Origin of the sequence: Bdellovibrio bacteriovorus (assembly GCF_001592745.1) — a bacterium.
Taxonomy (GTDB): domain Bacteria; phylum Bdellovibrionota; class Bdellovibrionia; order Bdellovibrionales; family Bdellovibrionaceae; genus Bdellovibrio; species Bdellovibrio bacteriovorus_B.
In genome coordinates this window covers 138,473-152,758 of record NZ_LUKD01000006.1, presented here as the reverse complement: position 1 = coordinate 152,758, position 14,286 = coordinate 138,473, and the positions used below count along the sequence as shown (strand labels likewise).

Annotated in this window: 13 protein-coding genes and 1 tRNA gene; 4 read left to right on the top strand and 10 right to left on the bottom strand. The window is 45.8% G+C overall.

The window, feature by feature from the left end:
• The first annotated feature begins 16 nt into the window (after positions 1–16).
• The 3 genes from AZI87_RS13800 to AZI87_RS13790 all read left to right on the top strand — a co-directional run bounded on the left by AZI87_RS13800 (position 17) and on the right by AZI87_RS13790 (position 1,849).
• Positions 17–1,288 (top strand): M16 family metallopeptidase, encoded by a 1,272-nt coding sequence (locus AZI87_RS13800; RefSeq protein ID WP_063208322.1) that lies wholly within the window; start codon positions 17–19, stop codon positions 1,286–1,288.
• 18 nt (positions 1,289–1,306) lie between these two features.
• On the top strand, positions 1,307–1,756 hold the full coding sequence (gene dut / locus AZI87_RS13795; protein ID WP_063208320.1) for a dUTP diphosphatase: 450 nt from the start codon (positions 1,307–1,309) through the stop codon (positions 1,754–1,756).
• A 17-nt stretch (positions 1,757–1,773) separates the two neighbouring features.
• Positions 1,774–1,849: transfer RNA gene (locus AZI87_RS13790), tRNA-Ala, on the top strand.
• A 237-nt stretch (positions 1,850–2,086) separates the two neighbouring features.
• On the opposite strand, the gene AZI87_RS13785 is transcribed toward AZI87_RS13790, so the two are convergent.
• From AZI87_RS13785 to AZI87_RS13775, 3 genes are all read right to left on the bottom strand, one after another.
• Entirely contained in the window at positions 2,087–2,926 is an 840-nt protein-coding gene (locus AZI87_RS13785) for a hypothetical protein (protein ID WP_063208317.1), read from the bottom strand.
• Positions 2,927–2,972: 46 nt separating this feature from the next.
• Positions 2,973–3,746, bottom strand: a complete 774-nt coding sequence (locus AZI87_RS13780) for an exodeoxyribonuclease III (RefSeq protein WP_063208315.1) — start codon at positions 3,744–3,746, stop codon at positions 2,973–2,975.
• A 72-nt stretch (positions 3,747–3,818) separates the two neighbouring features.
• Entirely contained in the window at positions 3,819–4,718 is a 900-nt protein-coding gene (locus tag AZI87_RS13775; protein ID WP_063208313.1) for a LysR family transcriptional regulator, read from the bottom strand.
• 116 nt (positions 4,719–4,834) lie between these two features.
• Here AZI87_RS13775 and AZI87_RS13770 point away from each other — a divergent pair, with 116 nt between their 5' ends.
• A complete protein-coding gene (locus AZI87_RS13770; RefSeq protein WP_063208311.1) occupies positions 4,835–5,587 on the top strand; it encodes an SDR family NAD(P)-dependent oxidoreductase in 753 nt (250 codons plus the stop codon).
• Here AZI87_RS13770 and AZI87_RS13765 read toward each other — a convergent pair whose 3' ends face one another.
• The 7 genes from AZI87_RS13765 to AZI87_RS13735 form a co-directional block, all read right to left on the bottom strand.
• On the bottom strand, positions 5,588–6,025 hold the full coding sequence (locus AZI87_RS13765; RefSeq protein WP_063208309.1) for a hypothetical protein: 438 nt from the start codon (positions 6,023–6,025) through the stop codon (positions 5,588–5,590).
• Between the two features lie 122 nt (positions 6,026–6,147).
• On the bottom strand, positions 6,148–8,826 hold the full coding sequence (locus AZI87_RS13760) for a phosphoenolpyruvate synthase (protein WP_063208307.1): 2,679 nt from the start codon (positions 8,824–8,826) through the stop codon (positions 6,148–6,150).
• Positions 8,827–8,828: 2 nt separating this feature from the next.
• Complete coding sequence (locus tag AZI87_RS13755) at positions 8,829–9,635, bottom strand: UbiA family prenyltransferase (RefSeq protein ID WP_063208469.1); 807 nt, start codon at positions 9,633–9,635, stop codon at positions 8,829–8,831.
• A 49-nt stretch (positions 9,636–9,684) separates the two neighbouring features.
• Complete coding sequence (locus AZI87_RS13750; RefSeq protein ID WP_063208306.1) at positions 9,685–12,093, bottom strand: alpha/beta fold hydrolase; 2,409 nt, start codon at positions 12,091–12,093, stop codon at positions 9,685–9,687.
• Complete coding sequence (locus AZI87_RS13745) at positions 12,090–12,830, bottom strand: formyltransferase family protein (RefSeq protein ID WP_063208304.1); 741 nt, start codon at positions 12,828–12,830, stop codon at positions 12,090–12,092. Before AZI87_RS13745 ends, AZI87_RS13750 begins: the two co-directional genes overlap by 4 nt.
• Positions 12,831–13,002: 172 nt before the next feature.
• The gene (locus tag AZI87_RS13740) at positions 13,003–13,572 is read right to left on the bottom strand and encodes a Yip1 family protein (protein WP_063208302.1); all 570 of its coding nucleotides are present in this window, start codon (positions 13,570–13,572) and stop codon (positions 13,003–13,005) included.
• Positions 13,573–13,613: 41 nt separating this feature from the next.
• Entirely contained in the window at positions 13,614–14,282 is a 669-nt protein-coding gene (locus tag AZI87_RS13735) for a hypothetical protein (protein WP_063208300.1), read from the bottom strand.
• Between the last annotated feature and the right edge of the window lie 4 nt (positions 14,283–14,286).

Genomic DNA, 14,286 nt, shown 5'->3' with positions numbered 1-14,286 from the left:
CTTTAAAAGAGAATCAATGACAAATACTAAGTTCAAAAAATCTGAACTTTCTAACGGGATCCGAGTGGTGAGCGAACTTCATCCAGGGTCCCGTGCCGTTTCTATCAGTATCTGGGTTTTGACCGGCACTCGAGATGAGTCGCCAGAGAATGCGGGCATCTCGCATCTTCTTGAACACTTGGTGTTTAAGGGGACTAAAACTCGGTCTGCCTATCAAATCGCAAAATCTTTAGAAGCCTTGGGTGGGGATTTAAATGCCTACACCACGCGTGAATATACGTGTTACCACGCTTTGGTTTTAAAAGATCACTGGGAAAAGGCCTTGGATGTTTTGGCGGATCTAGTATCCAACATGCATTTGAACAAGAAAGAATTCGACCTTGAAAAGGGTGTGATCTTGCAAGAGATCGCAATGTCCGAAGATAGCCACGAAGAAATTATTTATGATGTCTTCTATGAGCAGGTGTACGGAAAAAATCCGCTCGCTCGTCCTATCTTGGGAACTCCAAAGTCTATCGCCACGATGAAACAGAATCAGGTGATGGATTATTACAAGAAAAACTACACTGGAAAAAACATCATCGTCAGTGCGGCCGGTTGCTTGGACCATGACGAATTGATGGCTGGTATTGAAAAGCGTTTGGGAAAGAAAAAGCAGTCGGTGCTTAAAAACTCTCGTAAGTTCCCTCGCTGGTTAAAACGTCGTCACGTCGTTGAAAAGCAAGCCGAACAAGTGCACATGCTGATGGGCTTTCCGACAGCAAGCTTCAAGGATAAACGTCGTTTCGAAGCCGTGATCGCGAACACCCTTTTGGGTGGGGGCATGACCTCCAAACTTTATCAAAGTGTTCGTGAAAAAAGAGGCCTGGTTTACACAATTCATTCGAGCCTCAACACCCACATTGATTCCGGGATGCTAACTATTTATGCGGGAACGGAAACTAAGAATGTCAAAAAAGTGGGCGATCTTATTTCTAAAGAACTGCAGAAGATTCGTAAGCAAGGTGTCTCTAAGGCCGATGTGGAGATGTTTAAGACTCAAGTTATTGGCAGCATTTTATTAAGTTCTGATGATATCGAAAATCGTATGACGTCTTTAGCGGTCAACGAGATCGTTTTTGGCAGCTTCCGTTCTGTGGAATCCGTGATAGAGGAAATCAAAGCGGTGACGGTCGACTCGGTGAATGAATATATTCGCGAAGAGCTTGATTTAAACGCCGCATCCGGGGTTTTATTAGGGCCGGGCGTGACCGAGTTGAAAACTTGGTTTGAAGAACTGACTCTGTAATCGAAAAAGGATTTGAAAATGCAAAAGCTCACAGTCAAAGTAAAGAAACTTGAAAACTTCCACGGTGAACTTCCGCAATATCAATCTTTGGGTGCTAGCGGCTTCGACGTTCGCGCGCAGCTTGCGGGTCCGGTGATTTTAAATCCGGGCGAAAGAGCTTTGATTCCAACAGGTTTGTCTTTTGAAATTCCACTAGGTTATGAAATCCAAGCTCGTCCCCGCAGTGGATGGGCCGCAAAAAGTGGTTTGACGGTTTTGAATACACCGGGAACCATCGATGCTGATTATCGTGGTGAGGTGAAAATCATCGTGATTAATTTGGGTAATGAAGCTGTGACAATCAGTGATCAAGAGCGCTGTGCTCAATTGGTGATTGCTCCGGTTCTTCAGGCGCAATTCCAAGTTGTCGATGAATTGGGAACTACCGAGCGTGGTGCAGGTGGTTTTGGTTCTACGGGACGCGCTTAGTTTTTTTATTTTTAAGTGGGGACGTAGCTCAGCTGGGAGAGCGCAACGCTGGCAGTGTTGAGGTCGTCAGTTCGATCCTGATCGTCTCCACCATCTTCTTTTTTCTTCTTTATTTTGTCGTTTGAAAATTCTTTGTAGAGACTTTGGACGATCAGGATGCGAGCCTGACGACGTCGCAAAATAATCCGCCTTCGCGGATTGTTTTGCTCCATGCTCCGCACTAAAACGCGCCCACTCGGCGCGTTTTACCGCGGGCACAAAGTTCGACCCTGACTGTTTGGCAGTTGTGGTTGGTTTATTTTAGTAGGTCTTTGTTGGTCCAGCCTATTTCTAATCTATGTCTGTTAGATCCAGAGGGAGTTCGAATTCTTGGACCTCTAGTAGCGGAATCTGATTTTGGAAAACTATGATTGAGAAAACCAGTTGGCTGCTATTGTTCTTATAGGGTTGGTTTGCCTTGAAAAAGTTTTCAACGGCGTCGGCCATCGCGGCGGCGTCCGCTTTGTCGTATTGTTTTGACGGAGCTAAGAAGACGGGTTGGACGATCCATGGGACTTTAGGGCCGACGGTGTATTCGTAAGAAACACGGAATGAGTAAGTCAAATTAGGTCCTACCGCTGCGGTCTTTGTAAGAAGCAGATCGATCCACGATTCTAAATCTTTTTTGTCTTTCGAGTTTAAAATTGCGGGAAGAGAAATTTCTTCCTGATGTATTAGCAACGGTTGCAACGTGTTTTGGAATTGCACCCAAAGTGTGGTGTTTGGGCCATTGACATAGCGGTAACTGATTTTCGGATTTCCATTTTTAACGATATGCCACTGGGGAACTTGGATCTGCACTTGATCTTCCAGAATCTTTACAGTCGGTAGCGCCAGATCCTTTGGATAGCTTTTATCGGCGATCACGTTAAAGCTCTTTGGATTCTTTGATGTGATTTTGACTGTTGAGGAATCATTGATTTTCATTTCAACGGTGGTTCCGTCCCAGTCAATCATGCCCAGCTTGTTTTGCACGGTGATGATAAAAAGATCATCGGCATTGGCGACTTTGTCGTCATAGAAGTAAGTCTGGCTGATGAGCACAGGAGGTGCTACTTCCTTGGCGTGAGCCGCGGTAAAAGGAGCCAACAAAAGTGAAAGTACAAAAGTTTTAAAGCATGATTTCGTCATACTTTTTCGTATCACGAAACTTTCACTAAACTCAATCAGCCTTGCATTACTTCTTTAAAGTAAGGCGCACAGGGCAATGATCGGATCCCATAACATCCGGCAGGTGACTGACGGCTTTTAAGCGGTCGGAGGCTTCTTTATTTACTAAGAAATAGTCCAAGCGCCAACCCACGTTTCTTTCGCGGACTCCGGGGCGATAGCTCCACCAGGTGTAGTGACCTGCGCCTTGTTCGAATTTGCGGAAGCTGTCGACCCATTCTAGCTTTTCTAAGAAGTGAGTCATCCAGGCGCGTTCTTCCGGAAGAAATCCGGCATTTTTGGTATTTGTTTTCGGATTTTTTAAATCAATTTCTTTGTGGGCGATGTTGAAGTCACCACAGATGACGACTTCGCGGCCTTTCTTACGAAGGGCTTGCAGACGCTTTTCGGCAGCGGCACAGAATTCGAGTTTAAAGGGAAGTCTTGCGTGATCGCGTTGGCTGTTGGGCCAATAGCTGTTCACGACTGTGATGGAACCAAAATCAGCTTCCAGCCAGCGGCCTTCGCGATCGAATTTTTCAATGCCTAAACCTCGGCGAACGGCATCAGGATCTTTTTTAGAATAAAGTGCCAACCCCGAATACCCAGGCTTTTCAGCAAAGTTCCACGTGGAGTGATAGCGAGCCGGGTGATAGAATGTTTCGTCTTCTTGAATAGCTTCTTCAGAAATTTTGATTTCTTGAAGGCAGACGATATCGGCCTTCTCATTTTCAAACCATTCGCGAAAGTTTTTACGTTGAACCGAGCGAAGACCGTTAACATTCCATGTGATCAATTTCATGTTTTTACAATAGGCAAGGACGTCTTAGAAATCAAGTCAGGTTCCGGTGATGCGAGGACGTGTCAGGTCCTTCTAGACGATATAGTCCCGCATGATTTCGCTCACCCAATCCATAAATACCTGAACACGTTTGGCAACGTGACGACGATGAGGATAAACGAGAGAGACCGGCATAGGCTCACTTTTTAAGGTCGGCAAAATCTCAATCAGGGATTTATTTTTCAGATACTCTTTCAATCCCGCTTTAGGGGCTTGAATAATTCCCAGTCCTGCTAGACATGCCGACAGATAATTTTCGGCATTATTCACCGTGATCTGACCCCGCATTTTTTTGATCTGAAATTTTTCTCCGTCAAAGTATTCAAAACCGTCAGGCTTCGCTCCAAGGGTTTGTACATAGTGGACCAGAAAGTGCTCTGATAAATCTTCCAGATTTTTAGGACGACCGTGTTTTTTGATATAAAGGGGACTCACACAGTTTACGACCGTGAACTTTCCCAGAGGTCTTGCAATAAGTCCCGAATCCGTCAAATTTCCTACCCGAATAACACAATCAAAACCTTCACGGACAAGGTCCACTCGACGATCCGTGCTGCTTAATTCGATCTCAATACCCGGGTGGGCTTTCAAAAATTCCGGAATCCGCGGGACGATCAAATTTTTTGCTATACCTGTCGACATATCGACGCGAATTCTTCCTGACAGGCGACCCGCGTCTTTCTTAAAGAGAGCATCTAGTTCCTCAATATCCGCCAGAAGATCTTTGCATCGTTCATAGTAAGTCATTCCGTCCTGAGTCATCTGAACGCGACGGGTGGTGCGGTGAAGAAGTCTGGTGCCCGTATCCGCCTCAAGCTGTTGGATGATGTTAGAAATATGGGCCTTGGACATTCCAAGGCTTTCTGCCGCTTTTACGAAGCTCGATAATTCGCTTACGCGCATGTAGACTTTCATAGCTTCTATACGGTCCATCCCATCCTCGATTGTTCAGTAATAGTGAACAGTGTATCAAAAATATCGGTGTTTATCAATTATGGCAAACTTCCTAAAATAAAAATGTAACCAGCACTATTTAAAAGGAGTTTGTTATGAAAATCGCAATTATCACTGGTGGCAGCCGAGGGTTGGGTAAGAATACCGCTTTGAAGCTAGCTCAAAAAGGGAACGACGTTATCTTGACTTATCATTCTAAGAAAGCCGAGGCAGACCAAGTCGTGGCCGAGATTGAAAGGCAAGGACGTAAGGCCGTGGCCATGCCTCTTGACGCTGGGGCGGTGGAGAGTTTTGAAGCCTTTGCCGTGGCAGTTCGTCAGGTTTTAAAAGAAAAATGGAATCGTACGGACTTTGACTTTCTTATTAATAATGCAGGCACTGCTTTAGAGGCTTCGATCATGGAGACCACAGCAGAGGACTTTGATAAGTTGGTCAATGTTCATCTGAAAGGTCCTTTCTTTTTAACTCAAAAGCTTCTTCCCCTTATGAAAGACGGCGGACGCATTGTGAATATCTCTTCGGGGCTAGCTCGTTTCGCCTTACCAGGTAAAGCGGCTTACGCTTCGATGAAAGGCGCGATCGAAGTTCTGACTCGCTATATGGCGAAAGAATTCGGAGCCCGTGGCATCGCTGCCAATGTCGTAGCACCTGGAGCCATTGAGACTGATTTTGGTGGCGGCGTGGTCCGGGATAACCCTGAAGTAAATAAATTCATCGCATCTCAAACGGCTTTAGGACGAGTCGGCGTTCCTGAAGATATTGGAGGTGTGATTGCCTCTCTTCTTTCTGAAGATAATGCCTGGATCAATGCTCAACGAATTGAAGCTTCCGGTGGGATGTTTCTTTAATTAATCTGCACACGGAGCAGGTGTCATGGTGAGGTTGCGATAAGCGACCTCACCGGTTGAACAACCTTCGTCAGCGGAATTGACTTCTCCGGCCAAATAGTCGGAAGTTAAAATCAAAGAGCTTGATTCTTTAATAAGCGAGGTCTTTCCTCCATCACACTCCACCAAGAAATCGCCGCCATTTTCGAATTGATAGGCGACAGTCGAAAACTTCAAAGTCTTGGATTGGGCGCGAAGTTTTATATGAGGAGGCGTTTCTACGCCTTCGCTATCAACGGTTTTTTCATCTTGATAAACCAACTGTGCGCCGCTGGCCTTTTCCGATTTTCCGTTTTCAGTTTTTATTGTGATGCTTTGCGGATTGGAAGCTTTGTAGCACGCGACTTTGCCGTAAGAGATGCTGGCAAACAGAAGCACGAAAGCGAAAAGTGATTTCATAAGGCCTCCTTGGGGGACCCATTTAGGCTAGTAGCGAAGCTGTAGGAAGTACTGCAGATTCTTTCGCGGCTATCAAATGACAAAGTTTTTGAAAGAATGAAGACGGGAGGTCCCGTCCTCACTTATTCGTCTAAGATTTTAATTGTACCTGCCTTGGCATCAATGCGAACGCGCATGCCGGATTTAATTCGTTTTGTTAATCCTGGGATGCTGACGATCGCAGGGATTCCCATCTCTCTGGCAACAATGGCCGAGTGAGAAAGCAAGCTTCCGCGCTCTACCAAAAGCCCTGAGATCGCTGGATAAAGAGGGACCCACCCTGGATCGGTACGAGCTGTCACCAGAATCTCGCCATTCAGTTCCAAGTTATCACTTGGATTTAAGATAACCTTGACGACACCTTCAAGAACTCCTGGGCAGCACGGCAGACCTTTTAAGTCATAGTCGCCAGATTCAGCCACCTGAGGAATCTCTTCTTTAATAAACGTGTTGTCCCAATAGACCGCTCCTCGAGTCATCACGCGCGGGTCCGTTTCTTCAGCGAATTGACCATAATCTTTTTTGCGTAGCTCGATAATGCCCTTCAGGTTGTAGGAGGGCAGAGTGCCGTTGTAAATCCCAAAGACTTCTTCGATGGTCAGCCAGAAGATATCGCGGGGTTGCTCAAGCGCGTTCATTGTCGCCAAATCTTCACCAATAGTTTGGAAGATCGTGCGGGCAATACCGTAAATACGTGTGCGCGCAAAACGCGTGTTTTCGCGGTTCTTCACGGCTTTACGGGCGTGTTTAAGGACCCAGAAATAAAATTTCTTTTTAAAGCCAGTCAGATGCGAAGCCACTTTGGCTTCGGCTTGAGTTCGCAAAGACTTTTCGTGAGAGTCATCGTGAACCTCCGTCTGACCTGACTTCAAATAGTTTTTCAAACAGACAAAGAGGTAACTTGGATCTGTGAGAAGATCGATCTCCTCAAGTTTCATCTCACTCATACAGCGGAATCCGTACTTGTCGAGATAGTCTAAGACGGACTTATAGAATTCTTGGTAAGGTGATTGATTTAAAGCCTCCAGACCCTCGGCGGGATCGATGGTCTCGATCAGTTTGCGTAAGTCTGGATTTTGGGCGGCTTTATTTGCTAAGCGCAGTAAAGCCTTTGTCGGCTCGGCACTTTCCAGTCCCCCTTCACCCGCAAGAAGGTCATTTTGGATGGTCGAATCCAAATCTTTGAGCCACGTGGTTGTCAGCTTACGCAAAAGGCCGAAGTGAACCATGCACAAGAAGTCATTGATGATGGGAGCCTTCCAGCGGCCCAGCATGTTTCGCTCAAGCTCCATGTAAATGCGGATCAGTTGATCGCCCCGCATCCGCTTTAACGGCAGACTTCGGTACTTGTCGTAGTCGCGATGGAAAGTCGCCAAAAAGTCATCCACGGTGCTTTGAATAGTGAAATGATATTTAATAAAATTAAATCCGGTGATGGCTTTACGGATACGACCGCTGAACGTGTCCCACGAAGGGTGAGGTTTGATACGATCCGCGATTTCTTCGCTGAGTGCCTCAGAAACTCCCATCATGGTTTCCATGAACTCGCGATTCTGTTTAAAGCCCGGAAGAACGCCGACAAGTTTGTACCAATTGAAAAGATTGTAGTACACACGGCCATTCAAAGATCCCAGCATGTATCCTAAGTAAGAGTCCATGTCTTTAATGATCTCATTCGGAACACCTAAAACTTCACAGAACTGCACATACACGGCTTTATAGTTTCTAAGGGCGAAACTAAAACTCAAAGGTGAGGTCAAACCTCCATAGGATTCAATGATGTTTGAATTGTCCCAAAGATTCGGATAACCAATCAAGTCGGCCTGCAATGTCGTTACGGGACGAGTTTGTAAAATATAGATCTTACCGCCTTCAATCGCCCATTCAATATCTTGCGGACGATGATACTGCTCTTGAATTTTGTGCCCGAGACGATAGAGCTTTGAAAGCTCTTCCTGGGTCAAAGAGGCCGTGTTTACAAGATTGCTTGGGACAGGCAGAGTCGAGCAGTGACCTGAAGAAGATTTCTTCATCATCTCTTTTTTCTCGACGACTTCTTCTTTTAAAAGCTTTCCGCTGTGCGCTTCAAGCCAGAAAGAATCTGCATCCAAAGTTCCTGACACCAGTCCTTCACCAACGCCATAGACGGAAGAAACGACATAGCGATCGATTTTCTTTTCGACCGGATCACAAGTGAAAAGAACACCGGATTTATCTGGATCAATCATGCGCTGTAAAACCACCGACACAGAAATCTTCTGAAGGTCGATGCCATTTTCCAAACGATAGACCAAGCTTCGCTCGGAAAAAGCGGAGATCCAGCATTGACGAATGTATTTAAGAATATCTTCTTTGCCTGAGACATAAAGATAGCTTGAAAGCTGACCCGCGAAAGAATGCGAAAGACTGTCTTCGTCGGCGGCTGACGAACGCACTGAAAAAACATTGTTTGCGCCCAAATCCTTCAATGCTTTGTCCAAGGATTCTGAAAGATTTTTGGAGAGATCGGTTTTTTCAAAGAGAGCTCGAACTTCCGCCTCCGCTTGAAGAGGCGTGAGTTCCTTAGCCGAAAGACGTTGCATAATCAGCGATAAATTTGTTTTCACCGAAGGCGACGCCAGAAACTCTTGGAAGAATCTTTTACCGAACACGACCCATTCGGGAACGGGAAGTCCTGCTTGCGACATGAGGTAAAGATTAAAGCCTTTTCCTCCGGCTTCGTTTTTAGCAAAGAACAGTGTTGATTTTGGAGTTACAAGCATAGTTAGGATCTCCACATATAGATCACTAGAGCATAGTGAAGCAGCAAATAGACCCCGGAAATCGCACGGAAGAACTGCGCGGCAGGGGCGGTTTTTTTAATAATATAAATCGAACTTAGAACGACATAAGCTGACAAAGAAACCAGCCAAATCCAGTGGGGCTGAAGGTAGTAAGCGACCCCCACTCCCAGGATTGCTTGGCTCAAAGAAAGGGCTAAGGCTCCTTTGTCCGTAAAAATATTGGAATAAGAAGGCACATGCGGTCTTTCTTCGGAGCTCGCGAACGTTTTTCGAGCGAACTCAAAAAGATTGAAGAAGGCCCAGTTCATAAAAATAAATATCAAAAGCGGCAATGTGATTTCTTGAGGATTGACACCTGTCATGGCGACACCGCTAGAAAGACCTAAGAGAACGCTCACAAAGGTGTGAGTAACCGCGTAGGTCGTTAAATGCGGCCGCAAGGAGTCGCCGATAAAAAACTCCTCATACATCAAAAGACTGTAGCCGATGGCCGCTGCGTGAATCAGAAGAGAATAAACGCCTAGATTGCTGGCAAGACCAATCTCGAAAATAATGAGGAAAAGAAGGGCCACCTTGACTTGTCGAACCGTCAAAATTCCGCGCGCTAAAGGACGGGTGGGATTGACTTTCAAATCCACTTCATAGTCTTTGATCTCATCAAAAAGACGCATGCGAAAAAAGAACGACAGCATCAAAAGGAAGACGCAAGCAAAGCGTCCCCAATTCCATTCCAACCCTAAAGTGGAAGAAAAGAAAAGCCCGTTGGCCCATGAAAAAAGAAATATCATGGGCACATAAGAAGCGGGGCTGAATCTTTCTTTAATTAATATCCACCAATTACCCAATAATCACCTCGGGATCATTCAACTGATCGCGCAGAACTTTGTATTCCACCTTCGAGTGATGGCGAGGATCCATAGGGATCTTTTTAACAAACTTAATCTGATCCACGGGAATTTTATTTTTTTCAAAAACCCGGCGGATTTCTTTTTTGGCCGCCTCAAAGTCAAAACTTTGGCTGTTGATTTCTTGTTTTAATTCAACGACGGCGTAAGTCGCTTGTCCCAGAGAGGAGTCGGGAACCCCTAAGAAGGCACAGCGGTAAGTAAAATCAAAACGCTTCAAAAGAACTTCGGAACGCACCGGGAAGTAGTACTTTCCCGCTCTTTCGATGGCGTTATTCACACGGCCCACGATCCAAAGATTTTTGTCGGAATCAATATAGGCCAAATCCCCGGTGCGATGCCATACGCGGTTCTTTTCATCCAAGATCTTTGTGGTTTTAAAGGCGTCGGGGTTGTTATAGTAGTCGCGGCAGACATGGTCGCCCGTACAGATAAACTCTCCGATTTCTCCATTCGGCACTTCGATTTTCTGCCATGAAGAGTCTTTCAAATCCACGGGGCCGTCTTTGATACGGATGAATTTAAAATCGATGTCTTCACTGATGTGGCCGACGTTCACACCTTCCTCGATAATCTCTGGATCGGTGATTTTGCTTTCTTTCAGCATATCCCGGCCTTCAATGTGAGCCATAGGTTCTGCTTCTGTCGAGCCGTACAAAATCCAAAGCTCAGTTTGAGGAGCGATGTCATAGAAAGCTTTCACATCGTCTTTAGAAATCGGAGCGCCGCCGGTCACGACGCGACGAAGTCCTTTTAAGATGATATTCTTTTCTTTGCAGTACCGAGCCAGTCCCACAAGCATGCTTGGAGATAACGTCGTGCAATTAATATTCTCATTTAAAATCTGACACGCCAAAATGGCCGAATCTCTTTCTGATGGGGCCGCTAAGTCCAATGCTGGTAACACCGTGGTCACCCCAGAAGCCAGGTTGTTCAAACTGAAGATCGGGAAGGCCGGCATGTCTTTGTCGACTTCTGTATAAGGTATCACATGCGAGAGCGCGTGATGTTGCGCTGACAGAAATCGATGCGTGCGATTGGCTCCTTTGGGTTTTCCCGTTGAGCCCGTCGTAAATGTGATCAATGCCGTGAACTCGCTTTCTACGGCCGCGATCGGCGACGGATCTTTTTTCAAAAGTTCCTCGAAACGGTGAGTGCACTTGTCGCCCGGTCCATACATAATTCGAATTGGCATGGATTGAAATTCAGGAACCTGATTCACAAGTTCAAAAGCCATATTGAAACTAATCATAGCTTTAGGGCCCACGCACTCTGCCGAAGCTCCTAAGTGATGGCTGCGCGCCCAAGAATCCAAGAACACGGCAATAGCACCAATACGTTGTACAGCAAACATCGCCGTGTACATGTCAAGGCTCATCGGCAGGAAGATGATAACACGATCTCCTTTTTTAATACCGATATCTAAGAGTCCGCGCGCGAAAGAGTTGATTCTTGCGGCGAAATGTTTGTAGGTGATTTGATCATGCTTTAGAGGCGTGTGCGGATTGCCATCCCACTTTGCCAAGGTTTCGCGTGAAACCCACGAAAGTGCGACGCGGTCAGGGAATTCGCGTAAGTGTTTTTCCATGTAGCTGATCACGTTATTACGTTCATCAGCACCCGGGTAGTAACCAATTTTTTCAGAAGGGTGGGACATTCCTGGTTTCTCCTGCAAAACTTTTAAGATGTCTTGAATATGCGACCACAGAAGACTATGGCCGGCCTTAGATGCTTTCACGATTTTGTGGGATGGATATTGAGTGACGATTTGATTTTGAATCGACTCGTCCGTAATTTTGTCGTCACTTCCATAGACCACGGTGATAGGTATTTTAACGACATCTTTGGCAGTCCACGGATTGTCCTGCATTTTAATTTTATTGAAGGCCGTTTTCTGCCAAAGATTCCAATCAAAACGATCTGTGATCTTTTGTAAATAGGGGTGGTCCGCCAATGACCATGGATGGAAAAGATCTTTTAGAAATGTGTCTTTGGATTTAGCAAAGTTCGATTTAATAAGAGCGTCGCCCAAGACAGGAAGCTTTAGCAAAGCGCCCGCTATCGGTGAAATCTCGCGTTCGGGTTTTAAATAAGGTGTGACTAAAATCACTTGCTCGACATACTTTTCGTAAGCAGGCAAAGTTTTTAAAATGCGGTAGCCACCCCAAGAGTGGCCAAGAAGAATTTTCTTTGACGAGTCTTGAGTCAGAAGATTCAACCACTCCTCACTGTCGGCTTTCACCGCGTGAAGGGTATAGCCCAAAGGTTGAACGGCTTCTTTAAGCAAAGTCCAATCGTCGGGATGACCGGGGTTTCCATGCAAAGCAATGATGGTTTTCATATCTTTATTCCTCGCAGGCGTAGCTTGTAAAAATCGATGAGACCGGGGTTAGATCGGTACACGGTCTGGTCTGTTTTTGCGTTCTCAAGGCCTTGAATTTTCCGGGTGCGTGCAATTTCCTGCAGCACCTCCGTCGCGGCTGACGTCTCTAGTTGAGCGGCATTTTTTAATGACTCCAGATAGTTCTTTTTGTCGGAAGGCACTTCGACCACTTTAAGCAGTGAGCCGTCATCTAGTTTCGAAGTCATTTCGTGAATAGAAAAACCAAATGAGGTGCCGAAAAGATGCGCCCAAAAATCGCACATGAGTCCCCGTTGATGCGGAAGCAACCCATGATGGATGTTGATGCAGCCGATTTTTGGGATCGCTAGAAGGCGCTTTTTGAAAAAAGAGCGAGTTCGCGCATTTAAAATCACATCGGGTTCCAACGAAGAAAGAAACTGAATAGTTTCGTCAGAGTTGACGTCCTTAATGACCCACACTTTTTTACCCAAAGCTTCGTAGCGCTTTTGTTTTCGATCTAAGGAGTTGTCTAAGCTGTTTTTAAGAAGATGCCATCCCATCAGGGGGCCCGCTCCAGAAAGCATCAAAAGAAACGCTTTAAGGTATATATCAGCACTGCGGTTATCAATAACGACGAGCCCTTGTACGTAAGGGTTGTCGGCCAGGCCGAGCGTTAAGTCATCATAGTTATCCGGCACGAATGTCACGGCCGAAGTGATAACTAGGGTTTTCATGAACCTACCTCGATGCGTTCCAGAAGTTAAACAAACTGTGTTCCTGGACTTATATCGACAGATTTCGACCAGACCAAAAGAGAGTCGGTGTATTTACCGACAAAGGTCCAGTTGGCTCACATCTAAGATTGAGACATCAAGGCTGTATTCGAAATTAGGAAGGTTAAGGGGTTTAACCGAGTCTTTCCAAGCGCGAAATATCAATACGATTCCAAAGCCAAAGAATGAAAACAATGGCAAAAAGAATCGTAACCAGACGAAGTGCGCGACGCTTGTCCATCTGGAAATTTTCCGTCAGGCCCACGGCCATCAGTAAAGCGGTGAAAGCAAAACCCACTAAAGTAATCGGGGGAATGATCTCTGAACCCACTTGAAAAACAAAGAAAGGAATATTGGCAAAAAGAATCAGGGTGAAGATCTTTCGCAAAGAGCAGGTGCGTTTTTCATAAACCTGGAAGTAATAATAAATAAAAAGTGCGCCGATAAAAGTCGTCGTGACACCCACAAGTGGAGAGATGATGAATCCGCCCATCAAACGAAAAAAGTTCGGTGGTACTAATCCCGTTAACACGCCGGAAGCCATTGATAGAACCACTAAGGTCACGATCAACGTAGTCCAACTCCAGTCCGGCAGGTTTTTGATTTTTTCAATCGGGTGACGAAGGTAGTTCACGATGTAACGAAGAACTTCTTTGGCATTGTCGGAGTGAGCACCGGGAGTAACGTCTCTATAGTCTGTCATATCGTTATTGCATCATTTGCGCAGAACTTACGCAAGGGGATTTACAGAGACTCTCTTAAGTCCATCTCTGCCAATGTTTGCGCGCGGGTTAACAGGCGATGACTGTTTTCCAAGGCGGTTTTCGTATTGGCACCTAGCACGTTCAAGGAAGCGAGCTTTTTGTTTTTAGCCGACTGACGATGAAGTGAATACGAAAGCTCCAGCAAAAGAGAGGCTGAGTTTGTCGGAATTTCGATAATTTCTTTGGGTATTGGGTAAGCCTTCAATGACTGGATTCGAAGGTCCTCCGCTCCGGCATCCGCGAGCTCGGTAATGCTGATGACGCTGACTGACCGGCGCGAAGCTAGAAGGTCTGAAAATTCGTCCATGGTGGGAGCATCTAATACGAGATGAAAGCGGCGCTGACTTTTTTCTTGTTGTTCCAAGAACTGGCGAAAACGTTCTTTGCGCTGCTCAGAGTTTTTCCAGGGAAGATGCAAAGTGAAAACTTCATAACCATGTTCCGCTAGAAAGACAGTATAGATATTCCAGTACTTGCTAAAGTAAAAGAGCGAACGCGGCCCGGTTACAAAAAGAAGAGGCCAACGGGTGAGCAGACAGTTGGGTTTGAGCTCAAAAGGAATTTCTTGGCGAGCACGGGCGCGATTTGAAAAAATCGCCAAGCCCAAAATGAAAACTAAAAGACTTAAAGAAAATACTACGACATCCACGTCC